The organism is Paramylibacter ulvae (genome assembly GCF_014652655.1).
In the GTDB taxonomy this organism is placed as follows: Bacteria; Pseudomonadota; Alphaproteobacteria; order Rhodobacterales; family Rhodobacteraceae; genus Amylibacter; species Amylibacter ulvae.
This window is the reverse complement of record NZ_BMZF01000001.1, coordinates 676256-697997: the sequence shown is the minus strand read 5'-3', so window position 1 is coordinate 697997 and position 21742 is coordinate 676256. Positions and strand designations below refer to the sequence as shown.

19 protein-coding genes, 1 tRNA gene and 1 other RNA gene are annotated in these 21742 nt (G+C 51.1%); 7 read left to right on the top strand and 14 right to left on the bottom strand.

Annotated elements, in window-relative coordinates; all coding sequences use genetic code 11:
- Positions 1–7 precede the first annotated feature (7 nt).
- Genes IE094_RS03465 through IE094_RS03455 form a run of 3 tightly spaced genes read right to left on the bottom strand, consistent with a single transcriptional unit; the run spans position 8 to position 4451 of the window.
- On the bottom strand, positions 8–2359 hold the full coding sequence (locus IE094_RS03465) for a 3-hydroxyacyl-CoA dehydrogenase/enoyl-CoA hydratase family protein (protein WP_189639147.1): 2352 nt from the start codon (positions 2357–2359) through the stop codon (positions 8–10).
- Positions 2356–3150 (bottom strand): alpha/beta fold hydrolase, encoded by a 795-nt coding sequence (locus IE094_RS03460; protein WP_189639146.1) that lies wholly within the window; start codon positions 3148–3150, stop codon positions 2356–2358. Before IE094_RS03460 ends, IE094_RS03465 begins: the two co-directional genes overlap by 4 nt.
- A complete protein-coding gene (locus tag IE094_RS03455; RefSeq protein WP_189639145.1) occupies positions 3147–4451 on the bottom strand; it encodes an O-acetylhomoserine aminocarboxypropyltransferase in 1305 nt (434 codons plus the stop codon). The genes IE094_RS03460 and IE094_RS03455 overlap by 4 nt, the downstream gene beginning before the upstream one ends.
- A 190-nt stretch (positions 4452–4641) precedes the next feature.
- On the opposite strand from IE094_RS03455, the gene IE094_RS03450 reads away from it, so the two are divergent.
- Genes IE094_RS03450 through IE094_RS03435 form a run of 4 tightly spaced genes read left to right on the top strand, consistent with a single transcriptional unit; the run spans position 4642 to position 9196 of the window.
- Positions 4642–5757 (top strand): dimethylsulfoniopropionate demethylase, encoded by a 1116-nt coding sequence (locus tag IE094_RS03450; protein ID WP_189639144.1) that lies wholly within the window; start codon positions 4642–4644, stop codon positions 5755–5757.
- A 60-nt stretch (positions 5758–5817) separates the two neighbouring features.
- Positions 5818–6810: a KpsF/GutQ family sugar-phosphate isomerase gene (locus IE094_RS03445; RefSeq protein ID WP_189639143.1), complete on the top strand. Its 993-nt coding sequence runs from the start codon at positions 5818–5820 to the stop codon at positions 6808–6810.
- Between the two features lie 58 nt (positions 6811–6868).
- Complete coding sequence (locus IE094_RS03440; protein ID WP_189639142.1) at positions 6869–7786, top strand: c-type cytochrome; 918 nt, start codon at positions 6869–6871, stop codon at positions 7784–7786.
- A 9-nt stretch (positions 7787–7795) separates the two neighbouring features.
- The gene (locus IE094_RS03435) at positions 7796–9196 is read left to right on the top strand and encodes a pyridoxal phosphate-dependent decarboxylase family protein (RefSeq protein WP_189639141.1); all 1401 of its coding nucleotides are present in this window, start codon (positions 7796–7798) and stop codon (positions 9194–9196) included.
- Positions 9197–9205: 9 nt separating this feature from the next.
- On the opposite strand, the gene IE094_RS03430 is transcribed toward IE094_RS03435, so the two are convergent.
- The 4 genes from IE094_RS03430 to hemC form a co-directional block, all read right to left on the bottom strand.
- Complete coding sequence (locus tag IE094_RS03430; RefSeq protein WP_189639140.1) at positions 9206–10153, bottom strand: hypothetical protein; 948 nt, start codon at positions 10151–10153, stop codon at positions 9206–9208.
- A 214-nt stretch (positions 10154–10367) separates the two neighbouring features.
- Entirely contained in the window at positions 10368–11477 is a 1110-nt protein-coding gene (locus tag IE094_RS03425; protein ID WP_189639139.1) for a calcium-binding protein, read from the bottom strand.
- 92 nt (positions 11478–11569) lie between these two features.
- A tRNA-Leu gene (locus IE094_RS03420) sits at positions 11570–11655 on the bottom strand.
- A 66-nt stretch (positions 11656–11721) separates the two neighbouring features.
- Positions 11722–12648, bottom strand: coding sequence for a hydroxymethylbilane synthase (gene hemC, locus IE094_RS03415; protein WP_189639138.1), 927 nt, complete (start codon positions 12646–12648; stop codon positions 11722–11724).
- Between the two features lie 85 nt (positions 12649–12733).
- Between hemC and hemE the strand changes: the two genes are divergently transcribed.
- The gene (gene hemE / locus IE094_RS03410; protein WP_189639137.1) at positions 12734–13771 is read left to right on the top strand and encodes a uroporphyrinogen decarboxylase; all 1038 of its coding nucleotides are present in this window, start codon (positions 12734–12736) and stop codon (positions 13769–13771) included.
- A 258-nt stretch (positions 13772–14029) separates the two neighbouring features.
- Here the strand turns inward: hemE and IE094_RS03405 are convergent, their stop codons facing one another.
- Both IE094_RS03405 and hemF read right to left on the bottom strand, forming a co-directional pair.
- Positions 14030–14929 (bottom strand): DMT family transporter, encoded by a 900-nt coding sequence (locus tag IE094_RS03405; RefSeq protein ID WP_229802005.1) that lies wholly within the window; start codon positions 14927–14929, stop codon positions 14030–14032.
- A complete protein-coding gene (gene hemF, locus IE094_RS03400) occupies positions 14926–15807 on the bottom strand; it encodes an oxygen-dependent coproporphyrinogen oxidase (RefSeq protein ID WP_189639135.1) in 882 nt (293 codons plus the stop codon). Before hemF ends, IE094_RS03405 begins: the two co-directional genes overlap by 4 nt.
- A gap of 103 nt (positions 15808–15910) precedes the next feature.
- Between hemF and IE094_RS03395 the strand changes: the two genes are divergently transcribed.
- Positions 15911–16795 (top strand): DMT family transporter, encoded by an 885-nt coding sequence (locus IE094_RS03395; protein ID WP_189639134.1) that lies wholly within the window; start codon positions 15911–15913, stop codon positions 16793–16795.
- Here IE094_RS03395 and recR read toward each other — a convergent pair.
- The 5 genes from recR to ffs form a co-directional block, all read right to left on the bottom strand.
- Positions 16792–17391, bottom strand: coding sequence for a recombination mediator RecR (gene recR / locus IE094_RS03390; RefSeq protein ID WP_189639133.1), 600 nt, complete (start codon positions 17389–17391; stop codon positions 16792–16794). The genes IE094_RS03395 and recR overlap by 4 nt on opposite strands.
- An 18-nt stretch (positions 17392–17409) precedes the next feature.
- Positions 17410–17745, bottom strand: a complete 336-nt coding sequence (locus tag IE094_RS03385; protein WP_189639132.1) for a YbaB/EbfC family nucleoid-associated protein — start codon at positions 17743–17745, stop codon at positions 17410–17412.
- Positions 17746–17822: 77 nt separating this feature from the next.
- Entirely contained in the window at positions 17823–19592 is a 1770-nt protein-coding gene (locus tag IE094_RS03380) for a DNA polymerase III subunit gamma/tau (protein WP_189639131.1), read from the bottom strand.
- A 110-nt stretch (positions 19593–19702) separates the two neighbouring features.
- Positions 19703–20494, bottom strand: coding sequence for an alpha/beta hydrolase (locus IE094_RS03375; protein ID WP_229802004.1), 792 nt, complete (start codon positions 20492–20494; stop codon positions 19703–19705).
- Positions 20495–20602: 108 nt separating this feature from the next.
- An RNA gene (gene ffs / locus IE094_RS03370) (signal recognition particle sRNA small type) lies at positions 20603–20699 on the bottom strand.
- Positions 20700–20778: 79 nt separating this feature from the next.
- On the opposite strand from ffs, the gene nudC reads away from it, so the two are divergent.
- Complete coding sequence (gene nudC, locus IE094_RS03365; protein WP_189639129.1) at positions 20779–21735, top strand: NAD(+) diphosphatase; 957 nt, start codon at positions 20779–20781, stop codon at positions 21733–21735.
- Positions 21736–21742: the final 7 nt, after the last annotated feature.

Sequence of the window (21742 nt, the reverse complement as noted above, 5' to 3'; positions counted from 1 at the left end):
GTCCTCCCTAGTTGCGCACCACTGCGCCATCGTCCAACATTGATGTGATCCGCGCAAGGGTTTCTGGTGTTTTGGCCAGTGTGATAAATGCCGCGCGTTCACGATCATACATATCCTGTTCGCTGGCGTTGAGCGGTTCATCACCATCAACATTCACCACGATTGTCGCCACAGTCATGGCAACGGTTTTATCATGGGGAAAAAACCAACCCTTTTTGATACCATCATCCATGAAATCCGACATTTTTTGTAAAATCGCCCGCCCCGGCAATTGGAATTCTGGCGGGGTTGGTGGTGTGTAATCATCGGACATGTTTTGCAATTCATCCATGGCGCGTGCCACCAGTTTATCGCGATTCATCACCGCAATATCACGATCCGCTTGGAAATATTGATACCGTGCGGATGTTTCAGGGCTACTGCCTGTTTGGCTGTAACCAACTTGCATCCATGTTTCCCACGCGGCGCGTTCCCAATCACCCGTGGCCTGGTACCAACGCCACATCGTGTCTTTGACACCGCCACCCGATGGGATCACGCCCACCGATGCCTCGACCAGCCCCAGCACGCTATTGGAATGAGCGACCAGTTTATCGCAATGCGCCAAAACCTCGTACCCACCACCAAGGCCAAGGCCTGATGGTGCGCCGATCACAGGTACGGGCGCGTATTTCAACGCTTTTACCGCCTGTTGGAAATCGTTCAAAAACGCATCGATACCATCCCAATCGGCGGCCTCGATCATTGTGCGAAAATGGTTCAAATCAACGCCTGCGGAAAAATGTTGGGCATCGTTATGCACCAAAATACCAGCCCCGTGGTTTTTCGCAGCCGCCGCGACGATTTCCATTGATGCGCCCGTTAATGCATTGGCCTTGGAATGAAATTCAACCAAGTGCAAATCACCGTCCAGTTTAAAAAGGCTCGCCGATGCATTGCTGGCAATCGGTTGCATCGTTTGGCGCATCATTGAAAAACGGATGGTGCCATCTGGCAAGGAAATCGGCGCATAGGCATGATCGGTCAGGGTTTTGAAAACCCGCACGTTCAACACGCCATTTTGCGCGTGATAAAACGGGCCGAACTGTTGGGATGCGGTGATCGTTGCGGGAATATCCAAACCCGCCTCTTGCGCCAATTGTGCAACCATATCCGCGCCCAGCGCATCAATCATTTCAAATGGCCCACGGATCCAGTTGAACCCAAGCTTCATCGCATCATCAATGTCTTGCGGGCTATGGGTGACGGCTGGGATCAAATCGGCGGCGTAACATAAAACACGTGCCAAAAATGCGCGGCAAAATTTGGTTTGCAATGTTTCGTCAGGATTACTGTCATCCAACAGATTATGCAGCGTTTCACGCCCCGCCAGCATATCATCGGCGGCGCGGACGGCCTTGGTCGGCAATTCATCAATGCGGGGGCGCAATTCACCCGTTGCGATATCCATCGCCTGATTGCTATCGGGGCGATAAAACCCGCCGGCACCCTTGTTCCCTGTGAACCCGTTTGCAATCATATCTTTGATGGTTGCGTGCATCGGGTTTTGTGGCCAGCCAACCGCATGTGCCACATCATCGGCGGGCAAAATCGCACCAAGCGTATCCACCACATCGGCCATCAAATCGACACCGATCATATCATAAAGCCCAAAAACACCCGTTTTCGGTATCCCCATCGGGCGCCCCATCAACGCATCGGCTTGTTCAATCGGCAAACCCAATTTCGCCGCCTCGTCCATGCCAACCTGTAATGCAAACACACCCACACGATTGCCTAGGAAACCGGGTGTGTCATTACATGGCACAACGCCCTTGCCCAAAACCTCGTCGTTATAGCGCGACAAGCGGTCCATCACATCGGGTGCGGTATCCGCACCGCGCACTAATTCCAACAGGCGCATATAGCGCACGGGATTGAAATAATGGGTGATGGCGAAACGTTTGCGAAAATCCACATCCATGTCTTCGACCAGCAAGGAAATTGGAATGGTGGATGTGTTGGATGTGACCACACATGTATCGCTGATCACATCGTTCATGCGTTTATACAGCGCCTTTTTCAACGGCAGGCGTTCAACAATCGCCTCGACAATCCAATCGCATTCGGACAGGCGGTGAAAATCGTCCTCGATATTGCCAATTTCAATCAGATCAGCGCGTGATTTATCCATCAATGCAGGGGGATCGGATTTTAACAACCGCTTGATGGCGTCGTTCCCCGCGCCATTGCGATCATCATCGCGGGGCAAATCCAGCAACAAGACCTTTTGCCCAGCATTGGCGATTTGTGCGGCGATGCCGCTGCCCATTGTGCCGGCACCAATCACGGCGATACGGTTGAAATCCAGTTGTGTCATGAGTTTAAAAATTCCCGCAATGCTTTGTTCACTTCGAACGGTTTTTCACCCGTTAACATATGCCCCGCGTCGGGCAGTTCGATCAATTTTGCACCCTTGATCGCCGCGTGCATTTTGCGCCCTGCTTTGATCGGTGTCATTTTATCCTTGCCCGCAAGGATACATAACGTCGGGCAGCTAATACTGGCCGCCGCTTTGCCACCATCGGTATAATCTGCACAGGCCGACAAATCCGCGAACAATGCCCCCGCTACATTGCCGCGCATCACAGCAGAGCCGTATATCATATGGCTTTGCCCGGGCATGGTGTGATCATGCATATGCCCATCGGGGCCATGCCCCCAATCCATCATCGCACCAATGGCGGCGTCTTGGTTATTATGCGCCATATCCAACAGCGCATCATTTACAGGGATCGCCAAACCCGATGCCATCAGTACCAGTTTATCAACCCGCGCACCATGACGTCGTGCCAATTCCATCGCCACAAGGGACCCTTGGGAATGGCCAATCACCGTGGCGGTTTTTACGCCAGCGGCATCAAGCACGGATGCATACCAATCGGCCATGTCGGTAATGCTGGTCAATGGTGTACCATCTGAATGCCCATGTGCGGGCATATCTGGCGTTAAAACATTCCAACCCCGATTGGCCAAAAACCGCCCCTGCAAAACATAGGTCAGATGCGATTGACCAGAACCGTGGATAAACAACAGCACGTTTTCATCGGGGTTAAATTCCTGCCCCCCAGTGGAGACAAAAACATCATGATCATTGATTTTCAATTTCATGCTGCACCCCCTGCAACCTTGCCCGCAACACGCAATGCATTTTTGAAATCGGCAATGATGTCATCGATGTCTTCTAATCCAACAGAAATGCGGATCATGTCTTCGCTGAGGCCTGCGTTTTTCATCGCCTCTGGTGTCAGATGCGAATGGGTTGTGGAACCAGGGTGAATGACCAGAGTTTTGGCATCCCCCACGTTTGCCAGATGCGATGCAAGCTCAACTGATTCAATGAACGCACGCCCTGCTTCGCGCCCGCCTTTGATACCACAGGCGATGATGGAACCAGCTCCCTTGGGCATCAAACGCATGGCAACTGCGTGGTCGGGATGATCCGGCAAATTGGGGTGTTTCACCCATGCCACCTGATCGTGAGCTTGCAAAAATTCCAACATTTTGGCGGTGTTATTCATATGGCGTTCCATACGCATGCCAAGAGTTTCAATCCCTTGCAGCAAATGAAACGCGTTTGTTGGCGACAGGCATGGGCCAACGTTATACATCCCCTCTGATCGCACGCGCATGCTAAACGCGGCGGGGCCGAACTCTTCCCAAAGATTTACACCTTTGAATGCGTAATGTGCGGTTGTGAGCGTTGGGAAACGATCATTTTGACCCCAATCAAAATTACCGCCATCAATGATTGCACCGCCCAGCGCAATGCCATGCCCGCCCATCCATTTGGTCAGGGAATGAATAACAATATTTGCACCCTGATCAATGGGTTTTAATAACCACGGTGTGTTGAATGTGGCATCAACCACCAAGGGCACGCCTGCATCATTTGCAACCTTAGCCACAGCGGGCACGTCCATGACATCCATGCCCGGATTGCCAATCACCTCGCCAAAGACCATTTTGGTGTTTGGCTTGATCGCCGCCCCAATCGCAGCGGGATCATTGGGGGCGACAAATGTGGTTTCAATCCCATAACGCGACAGCGTGTGTTCAAACAGATTGATATTCGCACCATACATTTGGGATGATGAAACAATATGATCGCCAGCAGAGCACAATGCCAACACGGTCAAAAACAGCGCCGACATCCCCGACGCCACCGCCACCGCCGCAACACCGTTATCAAGCGCGGCAAGGCGTTGTTCCAACACCGCAACCGTCGGGTTGGTCAGGCGCGAATAGATATGGCCACCGACCTCAAGATTAAACAACGCGGATGCGTGTTCGGTATCTTGGAATACATATGATGTTGTTTGGTGAATTGGCACAGCGCGTGAACCGTGGCGTGCGTCTGGGCTTTGGCCTGCGTGCAGGCTTAGCGTGTCAAATTTGTATTTGCCGCTCATGAAATATCCTCCCGTTGCGATGTGAACCGCTTAATCGCGCGCATCCTGTTTTTTTCGCAAAGAAGTGTCAATCGGGGAATGCCATTTCGGATTGCCAAAAAGATGATTTTAGAATTCAAAATCAGCAAATTTTAATTGCCGTGGGAAATTTTCAACGCTACGCATTTTGCAACTATCGGAGGGGATGATAATGACAGGTGCACCGATTTTTCCAACACGCCGTTTGCGCACGACACCATTCATGGATCGTGTGGTGGAAAACGGCGTTTCGGCCTTTACCATTTACAACCATATGTTTTTGCCCGTGGTTTATAATTCGCTGGAAGAAGACGCCGCGCATCTGAAACAATATGCCCAGATTTGGGATGTATCCGCCGAACGACAGGTGCAATTACACGGACCGGATGCACGCAAATTGTCAGTGATGATGTCAGCGCGTGATTTGACCAATGCACAACCGGGGCGGTGTTATTACGCGCCCATCACCAACAAAGACGGTAAATTTATCAACGATCCAGTTGCATTGTGCTTGGCCGATGATTTGTTTTGGTTTTCGGTAGCTGACAGCGATTTGATCCATTGGGCAGCGGGTTTGGCCGCTGGATTGGGGCTGGATGTGCAGGTTAGCGAACCCGATGTTTCCCCGCTTGCGATCCAAGGGCCGATGGCAGAGGATTTAATGGTCGATGTATTTGGCGATGCCATTCGCGACATTAAATTTTTCCGATTTGCCACCTTCGAATTCATGGGGCGACAGTTGAACATTGCGCGATCTGGTTGGTCTAAACAGGGTGGATTTGAAATTTATCTGGATGATTCTTCATTGGGCAATGATCTGTGGGATACGATCTGGGCCAAGGGTGCGCCATATAATTTGCGTGCAGGTTGCCCCAATTTAATCGAACGGGTCGAGGGCGGATTGTTAAGCCTTGGTACCGATATGACATCGGATGATACCCCGCTAAATGCAGGTTTGGAAAAATTCATTTCCCTTGAGAGCGGACACGATTTTATCGGCAAGGATGCATTATTGGCGCAACGCGACGCGGGCGGCTATGCGCGCCTGAAAGGTTTGAAAATCAGTGGCGATGCCGCCCTGCCCGTTTCAAACTCCGTAGATTGTTTCATTAATGGGGAAAAGGTTGGATTTATCACCACCGCGGTTTATTCCCCCGATTTCAAATGCAATCTAGCTTTTGCTATGTTGGATGTCGCAGCACAGGAAAACGGAACCACGGTTTTGGTGACATTGGATAATGTACAGCGCGAAGCGGTTGTTTGTGACCTTCCGTTTTTGCGCGAATAATTTGCAATTATTATGGGCAATCATTAGGCGTATTGGCGTAACCAAATAAAGATTGCCCCCATGTCCGATACAATCAATCACATTCGCAACGCCATCACCAATAACATCAGCGGATTGGAACAATTTCAATCCGCACTTGATGATGCCACCCTTGCGAAATCCATCGCAGGCGCACTTGATCTGATATACAACATGAAGGGGCGATTGATCGTGGCCGGCATGGGCAAAAGCGGGCAAATCGCACGTAAATTGGCATCGACATTTGCGTCCACAGGCACGCCTGCATATTTTGTCCACCCCGCAGAGGCAAGCCATGGCGATCTGGGCATGATCCACGCAGACGATGTTTTGCTGTTGCTGTCTTGGTCGGGCGAAACGCAAGAGCTTTCGGACATTTTGGAATATTCCAAACGCTATAACGTCCCCATGATTGCGCTCACAGCGACAAAAAATTCAACACTTGCTGATAAATCCGATATTGCGATTGTGCTGCCCAAAGTAACGGAATCTTGTCCGCACAACTTGGCGCCAACCACTTCGGCCTTGGTACAACTGGCCGTGGGTGATGCAATGGCGGTGACATTGCTACGAATGAAGGGATTTTCCACCGCTGCATTTCGCGAATTTCATCCAGGCGGCAAACTTGGCGCGGTGCTCACCCCTGTGGGTGAAATCATGCATACCCGTGATACGCTTCCCTTGTGTGCTCAATCTGCGCCGATCATTGATGTGCTGGGCAAAAGCAGTGAAAAATCATTTGGGGTTGTTGGGTTAACTGATGATGCTGGTGCGCTGGTTGGGATCATCACCGATGGCGATATTCGCCGATATATCACCACCAAATCCGACGGTTCGATGAAACAGGCAATGTGGGAAACGCAAGCGCATGAAATCATGACACGCGGGTCAATCTGTTTCACGTCCGATCAACTGTCCGCACATGCATTATACGTGTTGCAAGAAAACAAAATTTCCACGGCGTTTGTGTTGGATGGGGGCAAACCTGTTGGTTTAATCACCATGTTGCAATTGTTATCTGCGGGCGTGGCCTAGCGCGGGTTTCACGATCCGCACACTTGATCGGCATTGAAATAAGCGCCATACAAAGATCATGAAAAAACTTTTCCGCATCCTGTTTGGCTTGGCTTTGATTGGTGCAATCACGGCTTGGTTCCTATCCGCCCCGCAATACGTTGATACCGCCGATTTTGAAAACCTTGGCGGGGATGTAGCACGCGGAGAAATGGTTTTTGCGATGGGTGGTTGCAATTCATGCCACGCAGCCCCCGATGCCAAGGGCGATGATAAAAACATCCTGTCAGGTGGCCAGCATTTCGCATCGGATTTTGGCACATTCATTGCGCCCAACATTTCACCTGATCCAAACGCGGGCATTGGTGATTGGGAATTGATTGATCTGGCAAATGCGATGCAACGTGGTGTGTCGCCAGATGGCAAACATTATTATCCCGCGTTTCCATTTACATCCTATGTCCGCATGGAACCCCAAGACATTGCCGATCTTTATATATTCATGAAAACCTTGCCCGTTTCCACCAAACCAAGCGAACCCCATGATGTTGGATTTCCATTCAACATTCGGCGCGGACTGGGATTGTGGAAATTCCTGTTTTTCAAATCAGATGCAGTTATGGAACCCAGCGACAATGCAGAAATCGCACGAGGCCAATATCTGGTCGAGGGTGCGGGGCATTGCGCCGAATGCCACACGCCGCGCAACTTGATCGGAGGGTTGCAATTATCCAAATGGTTGTCGGGTGCACCAAACCCAGATGGGCCAGGGTTCATCCCCAATATTACCCAGCATGATGATGCGCTTGGCACATGGTCAGCAGGCGAAATTGCGGAATATCTTGCCACAGGTTTCACACCCGAATTTGATGTGGTTGGCGGATCAATGGGATCTGTTGTTGAAAATATGGCGAAACTGCCCGATACGGATCGCGCAGCGATTGCGGCATATCTGAAATCGCTGCCAGCACTCGAACGCAGCCAACCGCGCCAATAAGGATCATTCATGAAATATTCGGATTACGGTAAATGGACCGCGCGGGCGACAGCGTGGATTGAACGCTATTTTTCCACCCTGCCCGATCAACCTGTGCGCGCCCAAACCAGTGCGGGTGACATCGCCGCACGCCTGCCCCAATCGCCCCCTGATGCACCTGTTGATATGGATGTTATCATGGCGGATTTTGAACGGATTGTGCCCGATGGTTTAACCCATTGGCAGCACCCGCGATTTTTCGCATATTTCCCCGCCAACGCCGCCCCGGCATCAATGATCGCAGAACAGCTCACCAATGCGATCGCGGCGCAATGCATGTTATGGCAAACATCCCCCGCCGCGACAGAGATTGAAACCGTCATGGTCGATTGGATGCGCCAAGCGCTTGGCCTGCGGGATGGATTTGTGGGAGTGATCCAAGACAGCGCATCATCCGCAACCCTGTCCGCGGTGTTAACCATGCGCGAACGCGCACTCGATTTTCAGGGAAACACAACGGGGTTATCAAACACGCCCCGCTTGCGGATTTATACATCCGAACAGGTGCACACATCAGTGGACAAGGCCGCATGGGTTGCGGGCATCGGTCAGGACAATTTGGTGCGCATCCCAACAGATAAAAACCACGCCATGCGCGCGGATGCGTTACAAACCGCAATTAATGCCGATCGCGCCGCGGGCTACACCCCCGCTGGGTTAATCATGTGCACAGGGGGTACATCGATTGGCGCCTGTGATGATTTGACCCCATTGATCAAAATAGCCAAGGCCGAAGGGTTATACACCCATCTGGATGCCGCATGGGCGGGATCGGCAATGATTTGCCCTGAGCTTCGCCATATCTGGGCGGGTGTCGATGATTGCGACAGCATCGTATTCAACCCCCATAAATGGCTGGGTGCGCAATTTGATTGTTCGATTCAATTCCTATCCGATCCATCAGCACAGCTAAAAACCATGGGGATACGGCCAACGTATTTGCAAACCCAAGGCGCGGATGAGGTGACGAATTACAATGAATGGACTGTGCCATTGGGGCGGCGTTTTCGTGCGTTGAAAATCTGGTTCCTGATCCGTGCATATGGGCTGGACGGGCTGCGCACACGTATTCGCAACCACATCAAATGGGCGGAAATGCTCGCCGATAAATTACGCGACGAGCCCGATTTCACAATCACCACAGAATGCCAATTTTCGCTGTTCACATTTCAATACACGCCGCGTGGCGGTGATGCGGACAGCGCCACGGCCGCATTGTTGGAACGTATCAACGATGATGGGCGGATATATCTGACCCAAACCAAGCATGACGGCAAATTTTGCATCCGTTTCCAAGCGGGGCAATTCGATTGCACGCGCGACGATGTGATGTTGGCGCATAACGTGATTTTGGAACTGGCGCGTGGTTGACCCCAAGATTTAACCGTCAACACCTCTGGGGATAAAGGTATCACAAAAATTATCGACGCTCAGGTCATCAAGCGATGTGTCATGCAAAATAATGCGGTTACCATCAATCGTTGTGACGACATTCGCGCCACGCTCAAACGCGTTTTCCATAAATAAATCAAATGCCTGTTGGGCCGTAATCGTTTCATAGCTGATATCATAATCAAAGGCGACGCAGTCCTCATCGACGTTGAAATCCTTTATCCGGACATCGTAATCGCCAGCATCACGTGTAAACAAAAACCTGTCAGCATCTGCACCACCAGAGATGTTGTATGTTCCTTCGTCGATCAAAAAATCATCACTGCCTTCGCCGCCATATGCACGTATATTTTCGCCATTTTCAAGAAATATGGAATCATCGGCACCGCCACCATAGGCAACGCCATTGCTGCTGGTTGTTGTTCCGACTAGCTCACCATCGATGTATTCAGCATAAGAATTGATATAGATGAAATCCACTACGTGGCTACCAGCAATGCGAAAATCATCACAACCAGCTACGCCTGTTTCATTGTGGGGGGTGAATGGCTCTGGCAATGCTCCGCCGCCTGTGGAGATGTAAACATCCGAAGATAAGCGCACACCGATCGAATCTCGACCATCACCCCCAAGAATGCGGATACTGTCAGAATCAATGACGGTAAGGGAAGAACGATTTTCGCCAATTTTAATGCGTGTTTCTGCCACATCTTCTATCCAAACATGCGAAGGAGTGTTCATGAAAATATTGCTGTTCACGCCACCAATAAGACCAAAATTAATTATCCCATTTGCACCTGCATCCATTCTTAATTGAACGCCATTTGCATCGCCTAAATCAAACGGCGCAGTCGTACCAAAACTAGCATAAACCGAAAGCGATGCATTATCGTTTTGGGCAAGCCACAGATAGGGATCGTTTTCCAATTCATCCAAATGATCGCCGATTTCGACACTAAGATTTGTCGCACGCCACGCAGGCGTAGTTGTTCCGTCAACTTCGGAATAACCAATAACACGCGTAATAATTCCCGATACCGGCATGCCAAATTCATCAAAGGTAAAATCGCCATAATATCGATACAGGCCATCTGGGGTTTCGTAATATGTAATCAACAGTTTATCCTTTTGAATTTATGAATGCTTTGCCTTAACCAATCGGCCCTGAATCGTAGAAATTATCAACGCTCAAATCATCAAGCGATGTGTCGTGTAGCACGATTTGATTGCCCTCAACGGTGGTAAAAACATTGGCGCCGCGTTCAAATGCATTTTCCATGAACATATCAAATGCCGCCTCTGCGCTGATCACGGGGCCTGCTTCAGTATAAAATGCAACGATGTCTTCGGTTGCATCGAAATCTTTGATGCGTACGGAATAACTGGTGTCATCTACATCAAAAATAAAAGAATCCTCGTCCGCACCGCCAAATATATTTGCGCTCCCTTCGGTGATGCTAAATTGGTCGCGACCATTACCGCCAAAAATGCGAATGTCATCGCCATCAATCAAAACAATTCGATCGTCGCCATCACCGCCATAAACAACGCCATTGGTGCTTGCATTTGTGGCGACTACCTTGTCGTCCACGTATTCGTAATCGGCATCAATATAGATGAAATCAATTTCATCTCCACCGACAATGCGAAAATCATCACAACCAAACACGCCTGTTTGGTTTAACGGAGTTGAGCCACCATCCGTGGTGGCCGACCCTAACGAAATGTAAACATCAGAGGAGGACGCCACCTGAATTTGGTCTTGGCCATCACCGCCCAATATGCGGATACCCTGACCATCACTTGCCTGAACGTATGAATCACCGTCGCCAAGTTTGATGCGTGTATCATTAAATTCCCGAACAAAAATACTGTCAGCGCCATTTGCAATGATGTTGGTTCCAACGCCGCCATCAATCAGAAAATCCTGCGTTCCATTTTCACTATCCAACTTGAAACGCACGTCACTTGTTTCACCAAGGTCAAAGCCAAACAGCGAAACACTATAGTCAAAAACCGAAAGCGATGCGCCGTCGTTTTGTGCGAGCCAGAACTGAGGATCGTTTTCGAGTTCATCCAAATGATCGCCGATTTCGACACTTAGATTTGTCATGCGCCACGCAGGCGCAGTGATACCGTCGATTTCAGAATATCCAATCACACGAGTGATCATTCCCGATACCGGCATGCCAAATTCATCATAAATAAAATCGCCGAAATAACGGGTAAGGTTATCTGGCGTTTGGTAAAAATCTGGCATTTAAAAATTTCCTAGCATTTAAAAATAGATAATCTTGGCCCCACGTTAGTAAGGGTCAATTGACATCGCAATGATTTAAAGAAAGATTTTCGTGGTGCGGGCGGGGGGACTCGAACCCCCACTCCCTTACGAGAAACAGATTTTAAGTCTGCAGCGTCTACCATTCCGCCACGCCCGCACTACTGCCCAAAGGCTCGCGCAACATGGCGATTTGTGGAACATTTGTAAAGTTCAGAAAACAAGATTAGCCGAAGAAATTTTCGCCCATCTGATCGCGCAGGATTTTTGCCATATCGGCGCCGATTTTCGCACCGTCCTTGGCCGCGCCTGTCATCATATGTTTGATGCTTTCTGATCCATCGGGGCGCAAAACTTCGCCGCGTAATGTGATAGTATCGCCATCCAATGTGGCAAGCCCCGCAATCGGTGTATGGCACGATCCATCAAGCCCAGCCAATAACGCACGTTCTGCATTCAAACGAAGCCCTGATTCATGATCATGAATAAGCGCAAGTGCCGCCGTCGCATCCGCATCATCCACGCGCCGTTCAATCCCAATGCACCCCTGTGCAATTGCTGGCAGGATTTCATCGGTTTCAATCGGGTTTGCAATGTCGGCACTGCCCAAACGGTTCAGCCCCGCCATCGCCAAAAACGTGGCATCGGCAACGCCATCATCCAATTTGCGTAAACGCGTTTGCACATTGCCGCGAAACTCGACCAGTTTCAGATCGGGGCGCACGGCGGCCAATTGCGCGCGGCGGCGCAGGCTGCTTGAACCCATCACAGCACCTTTGGGCAATTCGGAAATGGATTTGTATTTACGCGAGATAAACGCATCGCGCACATCTTCGCGGGGCAAATAGCAATCCAACATTAAACCATCGGGAAATGCCACGGGCATGTCTTTCATCGAATGAACGGCAATGTCGATATCGTGGGACAGCATCGCATCTTCGATTTCTTTGGTGAACAAACCCTTGCCGCCAATTTCGCCCAACGGGCGATCCTGTACACGATCCCCCGTGGTTTTAATCACCACGATGTCAAATGCGATTTCGGGCAAGCCAAGTGCATCCATCAGACGTGTGCGTGTCTCATGTGCCTGGGCCAGTGCAAGTGGCGACCCGCGGGTGCCAATTTTCAGCGGTGTATCTGGGCTAAATCTCATGAGCGCAAACTATCGTCCGCGGCAAAGGGGTGCAATCACAATGATCGCCCTTTCGCTGGGCGTTTTGCCGCGATAGAAGGGCAGCATGAAAACTGATGAAAAACTGATGATGCGCGCCCTTGCGGGTGAAACCTTAACCACGCCACCCGTATGGATGATGCGCCAAGCGGGACGGTATTTGCCCGAATATAAGGCCACACGTGCAGAGGCCGGCGACTTTTTATCGCTGTGTTATAATCCAGATTTGGCAACTGAGGTCACATTGCAACCCATTCGCCGATATGGGTTTGATGCCGCGATTCTGTTTGCGGATATTCTGTTGGTGCCCCAAGCATTGGGTGCGGACCTGTGGTTTGAAACCGGCGAAGGCCCGCGTTTATCAACGATTCAATCAAAGGCCGATTTTAACAAATTGGGCAATCCAGAGGATGTGCACGAAACCCTGTCCCCGATTTATCAAACCATTCGCAACCTGCGTGAAGCATTACCAAAAGAAACCGCATTGATCGGTTTTGCCGGTGCACCGTGGACGGTTGCCACATATATGATTGCGGGTCGTGGCACCCCTGATCAGGCCCCAGCATTGGCATTGATGAAAGAACACCCAGCAGTGTTTGATGCCTTGATGGATAAAATCACGGATGCAACGATTGAATATCTGATTCAGCAAATCAAAGCAGGCGCAGAGGTGATTAAATTATTTGATAGCTGGGCTGGTGCGCTCACCGGATTCCAATTCCCCAAATATATCACGCGCCCCGCCGCAAAAATTGCATCCGTATTGCGCGAAGAACAACCACATGTGCGTCTGATCGGATTTCCCCGTGGCGCCACACCCGATGGTTATGTCAATTTTGTGCGTGAAACGGATGTGGATTGTGTGGCAATTGATGGATCAATTGATGCGCAATGGGCGGCGGATAATCTGCAAACGGAAACCTGTGTTCAGGGCAATCTTGATCAACGTTTGTTGGTTGCGGGTGGTGACAAGCTGGTTTCAGAAACCAAGCGGATTGTTGAAACCCTGTCGCATGGGCCGCATATTTTCAACCTTGGGCATGGGATTACACCAGACGCGGACCCCAAGAATGTTGAAATCATGATCAAGGCCATTCGCGGTTAAACCAGCACAACTACCCCGCGGCGCGTGCAATTTTTGCACGATCTGCGAGGGGAAACATGTGTAAGACATTGTTTCAATAATATAAGGCGGGCCCACCATTGTGGTTGTGTTTACGGGGGTGATAACCCCGTTTTCAATGGCGATCCTGCCACGGATTGCCATGCTCACCAGTGATTGCGAAAGACGCGGGCGTTACACCGCGCCAAAACCACGTTTTGTCGACGCTTAGGATATTGCCAGAAATGGATTGCGATTGCGTTACAGTTGCGTTCGCTGTCTGGGGCGCATGTTAATCGCAATGATCCCCAGCAACACAAGGATCAGACCAACACCCACCATCGGTGTGATCGTCTCGCCCAGAAAAATAACGCCGAGCATGACGCCAACGCCCGCGCGTAAATATGCTTGGCTGGCGACCCCCATCGACCCAAGGGTTTTCAGCAGGCGAAAATAAATCAGTAACGCAAAGCCTGTGCAAAACACCGATAACATCAATGTGGCACCAATCGCTTGTGCAGTTGGGCGCAGCTCTGTTGGGTTTTCCAAAACAAATGCCAGTGGCCATAACACCACCACCGCCCAGATCATGGTACATGTTGCTGTCACAGGTGCGGATAAATGCGACAAACGTTTGCCATAGATCGCCGCAATCCCATAAAGGAACGCACCCATCAGCGCCGCCAGTTGCCCCGCCACCTGTTGGCCAAGCCCTGCTAAAACATCGACCCCGATAATCAACACCACACCAAACAGGCCAAGCACCGCGCCGATAAATCGCAACGGATTGGTTGGTTCGTGGCGCGTGATAAACAGGGTTATGAAAAACACGAATATCGGTGATGTGGAATTAAGGACACTTGCCAATCCGCTATCAACGAATTGCTGTCCCCATGCCAAAATCACCCATGCGCCAAAGCTGTTGAAAAAGGATTGAATGAACAATTTGCGCCATGATTGCGCATCGCGCGGGAATTGATCGCGCCGCCACGCCATGACGCCCATCAAAAACACCGCCGCGATGGAAACGCGACAGGCAATCAATGTGATGGGCGGAATTTCGGTGACCGCGATTTTTAAGAATAGATAGGATGATCCCCATAACAACGCCAACACGCCCAACAGGGCAAATTCAAACGCTGGCTTTGGTGTGGTGGTCAATACCATTTCGCCACGGGTGGCAGGCTCATTAACACCGCACTTGGGTCATGTCCGCTTTGCAATCCAAAATGTGTGCCACGATCATAGACCAGATTAAATTCCGCATATCGCCCGCGCTTGCGCAATTGAATTTCTCGATCTTCATCTGTCCACGCTTCTGTGCGGCGTTTTTCAGTGATGGGCAGGAATGCGTTTAAAAATGCGCGGCCTGCGTCCTGTGTAAACGCAAAATCAGCATCCCAATCGCCCGTGTCGAGATCGTCAAAAAATATGCCGCCAACGCCGCGGGGTTCATTCCAATGTTTGATCATGAAATATTCATCGGCCCATTCTTTGAACCGTGGGTAATATGCGGGGTCGTGTTTATCACAGGCCTGTTTTTGCACATCGTGGAAAAACGCTGTGTCCTCTGGGACTTCGATCATTGGGTTCAGATCAGAACCCCCGCCAAACCATGCGGCATGGGGTGTCCAAAACATGCGCGTGTTCATGTGAACGGCGGGGCATTTGGGACTGTTCATATGGGCGACCAACGAAATGCCCGATGCCCAAAACCGATGATCATCGCCAAAATCAAGATCCTTGCGCGCCGCCATGGATTTTTGCGCCACGGGTGACAGGGTGCCATGCACGGTGGAAATGTTCACACCCACCTTTTCAAACACACGCCCACCACGCATCACCGACATTTCACCGCCCCCACCAGCGCCACCATCGCGCATGGTTTTTGTGCGCTCAAACCGCCCAGCGGGCAGGTGCGCATGCGGGCCTGTGGTTTGCGTATCCTCAAGCGTTTCGAACGCGGTGCAAATATCATCGCGAAGTGTTTTGAACCAATCGCTTGCACGGGTTTTGCGGGTGTCAAAAATATCTGTCATGGCGTTGCTTTAGCGAAAGTTATGCGATGATGCCAGTGGGCAAGGTGCATTGCAACTTATTGTCGCGCTGGTTAGCGTGCCGCGTAATATCAAAGGATTCGAAATGCCCACCCCAGCTGTTCACGACAATTTCCGAGGCATGGTCTGGGCGTTGATCGCCGTTATCACCGCAAGTGCCATGACCATCGCCATTCGTGGTGCCGCTGCCGAAATGGACAGCAACATGATCGCCATGGCGCGGTTTTCCATCACGGTGATGTTGGCAATCATTGCGATGTGTTTATTGCCAAGCCTGCGCAAACAATTGCGGTTTTCGCAACCTTGGCGTCATGTGTTGCGCGGCATCTTGGTTGGGTTTTCCACATTGCTCGGATTTTATTCCATCACCCAAATTGATCTGGCAACGGTATCAGTTCTGTTTTTTACTGCCCCGATTTTTGCAACTGTCTTAAGCGTTTTGTTTTTCAAAGAACAAATTGGCCCGCGACGCATCATCGCCATTGCGCTTGGCTTTTTGGGGGCGATCATCATTTTGCGCCCCGGTGTAGAATTAAACAGCGGCATGATCGCCGCCTTGGTCAGTTCGCTTATGTTTGCGGGTGTCTTGGTGATGTCGCGGGGATTGGCCGATGCGGATGGCCCGTTTTCAACGTTTTTCTCTGCCAATGTGATGACCGTAATTGTGACGGTTCCCTTTGTCTGGTCCGATCCAGCACTACCATCACAAACGGCGACTTGGGCGTGGGTGATTGCGTTGGTGTTGCTCGGCATCGTGCGCCAATTTGCGGATATTTTGACATATCGTTATGGCGATGCGGCGGTGGTGGCACCGTTTGCATATCTGCGTTTGGTGATTTTGGGGATTGCGGGATATTTGATGTTTGATGAAACACCAGATCGATTCACCCTGATCGGTGCAACGGTGATCATTGTATCAACGTTTTACATCACACAGCGCGAACGCAAAGCGATGCGCACCAAACCCTAAACAGCCTTTCGCGCATTTAGCGCCGCTGTGATTGTACCATCGTCCAGATAATCCAATTCGCCACCAATGGGCACACCTTGGGCCAATGATGTGACGCTGACACCCAGATCTTCCAATTGATCGGCGATGTAATGCGCCGTGGTCTGGCCATCGACAGTGGCGTTCAACGCAAGGATCACTTCGGTAATGTTTTCATCGCCAACACGCGACACCAGATTGGGAATGCGCAATTCTTCGGGGCCAACACCATCAAGCGCGGATAATACACCGCCCAACACATGATAGCGCCCCTTGAACACAGCCGCGCGTTCCATCGCCCAGAGATCAGACACGTCTTCGACCACGCAAATCTGACCAATGGCGCGGCGCAGGTCAGAACACACATCGCATTGATCCATCGTTCCGATATTGCCACAGGTCACACATTCGCGCGCAGTTTGCGCCACGGTGAACAGGCTGTCGGCCAAGGGTGATAACAATATATCGCGCTTTTTAATCAGATGCAGAACCGCACGGCGTGCCGAACGCGGGCCAAGCCCTGGGAGCTTGGCCATCAATTGAATCAGAATATCGATGTCTTTGTTGTTGCTGTTCACGCGTGCGATCCGAACACCCTAAAACGGGAGCTTCATTCCCGCAGGCAGGTTCAAACCTTCGGTGACTTTGCCCATTTCTTCGGCTTGTTTTGCCGCGGCTTTGGTTTGGCCGTCTTTGACAGCGGCGATGATCAAATCTTCGACCACCTCTTTATCATCCGCATTAAAAATGGATGGATCAATGTCCAATCCACGCAATTCGCCTTTGGCGGAAACGCGCACCTTGACCATGCCAGCACCTGCTTCGCCTTCGACCTCTATGTCGTTCAGCTTGCTTTGTGCATCTTCCATTTTGGATTGCATATCTTTGGCCTGTTTCATCAACTTGGCCATATCGCCCATGCCTTTAAGCATCACAATTCTCCGTCGTTTGTGTTTGATTAATATGTAGCATTAGATTGTCCAAAATGCCAGTCATCCCGTGTGATGGGTTAGTCATCCTCGAACGGGTCCCAATCATCGTCAACCTCTGGGATTTCTTCCAAAAATTCGTCGCTGTCGATATCTTCGGGTTTGCGTACCTCTAGTATTTCGGCACCTTCAAAGGTGCTGAGCGCGGCCTTGACCAAGGGATGTTCTTCGGCCTCTGCCTGTAAATTATCGCGTTCTTCAAGGCGCAATTCGTTGATTGTGGCACCACCACCATCATTCACCAGTGTTACACCCCAACGCGCACCTGTCCACGTTTGCAAACGTTGCCCCAGACGTTGCGCCAGATCATTTGGCGCCTCGTCCGTCGGTTGAAATTCAATGCGCCCTGGTTTGTAGCTGGCAAGGCGGAAATAGGTTTCAACCTCGACCAACAATCGCATATCACGCCGTGCACGGATCAATTCGACCACTTGGTCAAACCGCGCATATCGTGCCAATGCCTCTTCGGGTTGGGCAACGGCGACAGCGGCATTGCTGCCTGCGATCATGGTTGTACCCGCAGTCGCACCCGATACGCTGCCCGCTGCACCCATATTCACATCACCCCCACCGTTTGGTGCAGGTGCGCCGCCACCCGTTGGCGGCGTAGGTTGTGGGCCGTCTTGTAATTTACGGATCAACTCTTCGGGGCTGGGCAAATCGGCGACATGGGTTAATCGGATAATTGCCATTTCGGCGGCCATCATCGCATTTGGTGCATTACCAACCTCTTCCAGCGCTTTCAGCAGCATTTGCCACATGCGGGTCAATGCGCGCATCGGCAAATCCGTTGCCGCCGCTTTGCCCCGTTCGCGTTCATCAGGGGCAACCGTGGGATCATCCGCGGCCTCTGGTGAAATTTTGATGACTGATACCCAATGTGTGATTTCCGCCAAATCGCGCAACACCGCCATTGGATCGGCGCCCTCGGCGTATTGACCAGATAATTCGGTTAAAGCACCCGCCGCATCGCCCTGCATAATAAAATCAAACAGATCAAGCACGCGCCCGCGATCGGCCAAACCCAGCATCGCACGCACCTGCATGGCGGTGGTTTCACCCGCACCATGCGCGATGGCCTGATCAAGCAAGGATAGCGCATCACGCACCGAACCTTCGGCGCTTCGTGTGATTAATGCCAGTGCGTCTTCGGCGATTTGCGCGGTTTCTTGATCGGCAATTTTGCGCAAATGTGACATCATCACTTCTGGTTCGATCCGGCGCAGATCGAAACGCTGACAACGTGACAGCACGGTCACGGGAATTTTGCGAATTTCGGTGGTGGCAAAGATGAATTTCACATGTTCTGGCGGTTCTTCCAGCGTTTTGAGCAACGCGTTAAACGCGCTGGTCGATAACATGTGCACCTCGTCGATGATGTAAATCTTGTAACGTGCGGATGCAGCGCGGTAATGCACGCTGTCGATGATTTCGCGAATGTCGCCCACACCTGTGCGGCTGGCGGCGTCCATTTCCATCACGTCAACATGGCGCCCTTCGGCAATCGCCTTGCAGGGTTCACATTGATCACAGGGTGAAATTGTGGGGCCGCCGTTGCCATCGGGACCGATGCAATTCATCCCTTTGGCGATAATCCGCGCCGTGGTGGTTTTGCCCACCCCGCGCACACCCGTCATCACGAATGCATGGGCGATACGATCGGATTCAAACGCATTTTTCAGCGTGCGCACCATCGCATCTTGTCCAATCAAATCTTTGAACGTGGCAGGGCGATATTTGCGCGCGAGCACTTGATAAGCAGTTTGATTTTCGACAGATTCGTTTGACATGAGGTCCGATGCGTTAAAAGTTCACAATCAAACGTAAAGCCTTGGCACGGTCACGGCAAGGAACAGTTTGGGATAACCTGCGATTTGGGCCAAGTTTTATCCGCTTTGGATTAATCGCCCGTGTGGGTTTGGAAAAATTTCCACGTCTCTTCGCTAATCTTATGGCCGATGATGTAATACCAATGCGTATGATTGGGGATTTCGGTAAAATAGACATCATGCCCATTTTCGGCGAGCTTTTGTGCGGATGCCAATGCCTGTCCCATCGGGAAATTATGATCACGTGATCCAAGGAATATTTGCACGGGTGCCGCATCGGTGCGCGGTGTGAAATTTCGCCAGTAAGGCGTGCCCGCATGTGCGCCCACGCCCGCCCATTTCAACGTGCCACCATTGGCAATTTCTTGGGCATGTATTGCACCCGCTGAATGGCCGAATAGATAAATACGGTCAGGATCGATCCCGTATTTTTCATCCGCTTCCTCCAAAACATGTGCAAAAAATTCTTCGGTGTCATATTCGCGAGACCAACTGGCACCAAATGAATCGGGGGCGATAAGCACCACATCATTGAGCCGCGATACGCCTTGCCACATGTCCAACATCGACACGCCCGTGCGTTTGGCACCGTGCAACAACAATATCGCAGGCTTTGGCGTGTCTGATCGTTTGCCAAACCCGCGCCATACCCGTGATTTTCCATCAAAGGTTGTTGAAAACCGCTGATCGCCGAAAATACGCGGGTTATATGCGCCGTTGCTGGGTGCTTTGGGGGTTAAATCGCCCCGCTGGTCATAGAAAAATCGCCCTGTGACAAACCCATCGGTTTGATCGGTGGTGGTTTTGGCAGTGCTGGTAGAGCCGATAGGAACGGGGGTTGGATGAAACAAAAACCGCTGCACACCAATTTCCGCAAACAAATAGATGCAGAAAAATATAACTGCGGCGCAGACGATGCCAAAAACAAATGAAATGAACTTTTTCAAAAAACCGCACGCATTCAGAATAAAAGTGAGAGGCTGGACAGCGACCCAAACGGGGCTCGTTGCGGCTGCTTCCTTCCGGATCTGACCGGGTTGGCGAGGCGTTCACCCGCGCCAACCTCTCGACTCGTCATATAATGAAAGTCTTGCGCGGCATCAAGGGCGCGATTGCACTTGTTATTTTTGCGTGGCAAAAGGCAAGCATGAAACATGCAGAGACAGTGACATTTGGCGGATCGGGTTTTGATCGAGCAGCCCATATGCGTGATGACAGCGCAAATATGGTGCTTGAAACATCGGCGCGGTTTACGTTGATTTGGCGCGGAAAACCGTTGATCGACACCCGCGATCACAGCTTGGTTTATTTGGATGGTGCGCATCCGATTGTACGCGAACACCAAAAAACCGCGCTGTTTTTGGGCGTGGCGGAAAAATCACCGTTGTTTGCGATTGATATTTCACATTGGCAAGACCCCAATCTGGATGCCGATGAAATGAAAGCGTTTTTGGATCAATCCCAAAACCATCATCCCGATTTTCCAGAACATCAATTGTTCTGTGAATTGCGCGGTGCCATGGCGATGTTAACCCCGCGCGATGCCGAATTGGCCGCCACCAAGCGTGGATTGTTTGCGTGGCAACAAGGACATAAATTTTGCCCCCGTTGTGGTGGCAAAAATACATTTAGCGCTGGCGGGTGGCGCGCGGATTGCATTGACTGCAAGCACCCCCAATTCCCGCGTACTGACCCCGTTGTCATCATGTTAATCACCCATGGAAATGATACATTGTTGGGGCGTGCACCCAACTGGCCCGAGGGCATGTATTCCTGTCTGGCTGGTTTCATGGAACCGGGCGAAACCATCGAGGCCGCTGTTCGGCGCGAAACATTAGAGGAAACAAATGTAAGCGTTGGCGACGTAAGCTATCTGGCCAGCCAACCTTGGGCGTTTCCGTCATCATTGATGATCGGCTGTCATGGTGTTGCCACCAGCCGCGACATCACTATCGACCCCGTGGAAATCGAATCTGCCAAATGGGTTTCGCGCGAAACGGTGCTTGCGGCCTATGCCGGCAAGGATATTGGCCTTAAACCTGCAAGAAAAGGCGCGATTGCCGCATTTTTGCTAGAGAACTGGTTAAAAGACACGCTGGAATGATTAACTG

Bases quoted from the DNA above. Each gene is read 5' to 3' on its own strand.
- IE094_RS03445 (WP_189639143.1), top strand. From the start codon at position 5,818: ATGTCCGATACAATCAATCACATTCGCAACGCCATCACCAATAACATC.
- IE094_RS03440 (WP_189639142.1), top strand. From the start codon at position 6,869: ATGAAAAAACTTTTCCGCATCCTGTTTGGCTTGGCTTTGATTGGTGCA.
- IE094_RS03385 (WP_189639132.1), bottom strand. From the start codon at position 17,745: ATGCTTAAAGGCATGGGCGATATGGCCAAGTTGATGAAACAGGCCAAA.
- IE094_RS03395 (WP_189639134.1), top strand. From the start codon at position 15,911: ATGCCCACCCCAGCTGTTCACGACAATTTCCGAGGCATGGTCTGGGCG.
- IE094_RS03435 (WP_189639141.1), top strand. From the start codon at position 7,796: ATGAAATATTCGGATTACGGTAAATGGACCGCGCGGGCGACAGCGTGG.
- hemC (WP_189639138.1), bottom strand. From the start codon at position 12,648: ATGAGATTTAGCCCAGATACACCGCTGAAAATTGGCACCCGCGGGTCG.
- nudC (WP_189639129.1), top strand. From the start codon at position 20,779: ATGAAACATGCAGAGACAGTGACATTTGGCGGATCGGGTTTTGATCGA.
- IE094_RS03460 (WP_189639146.1), bottom strand. From the start codon at position 3,150: ATGAAATTGAAAATCAATGATCATGATGTTTTTGTCTCCACTGGGGGG.
- IE094_RS03425 (WP_189639139.1), bottom strand. From the start codon at position 11,477: ATGCCAGATTTTTACCAAACGCCAGATAACCTTACCCGTTATTTCGGC.
- IE094_RS03465 (WP_189639147.1), bottom strand. From the start codon at position 2,359: ATGACACAACTGGATTTCAACCGTATCGCCGTGATTGGTGCCGGCACA.
- hemF (WP_189639135.1), bottom strand. From the start codon at position 15,807: ATGACAGATATTTTTGACACCCGCAAAACCCGTGCAAGCGATTGGTTC.
- IE094_RS03380 (WP_189639131.1), bottom strand. From the start codon at position 19,592: ATGTCAAACGAATCTGTCGAAAATCAAACTGCTTATCAAGTGCTCGCG.
- IE094_RS03450 (WP_189639144.1), top strand. From the start codon at position 4,642: ATGACAGGTGCACCGATTTTTCCAACACGCCGTTTGCGCACGACACCA.
- IE094_RS03455 (WP_189639145.1), bottom strand. From the start codon at position 4,451: ATGAGCGGCAAATACAAATTTGACACGCTAAGCCTGCACGCAGGCCAA.
- hemE (WP_189639137.1), top strand. From the start codon at position 12,734: ATGAAAACTGATGAAAAACTGATGATGCGCGCCCTTGCGGGTGAAACC.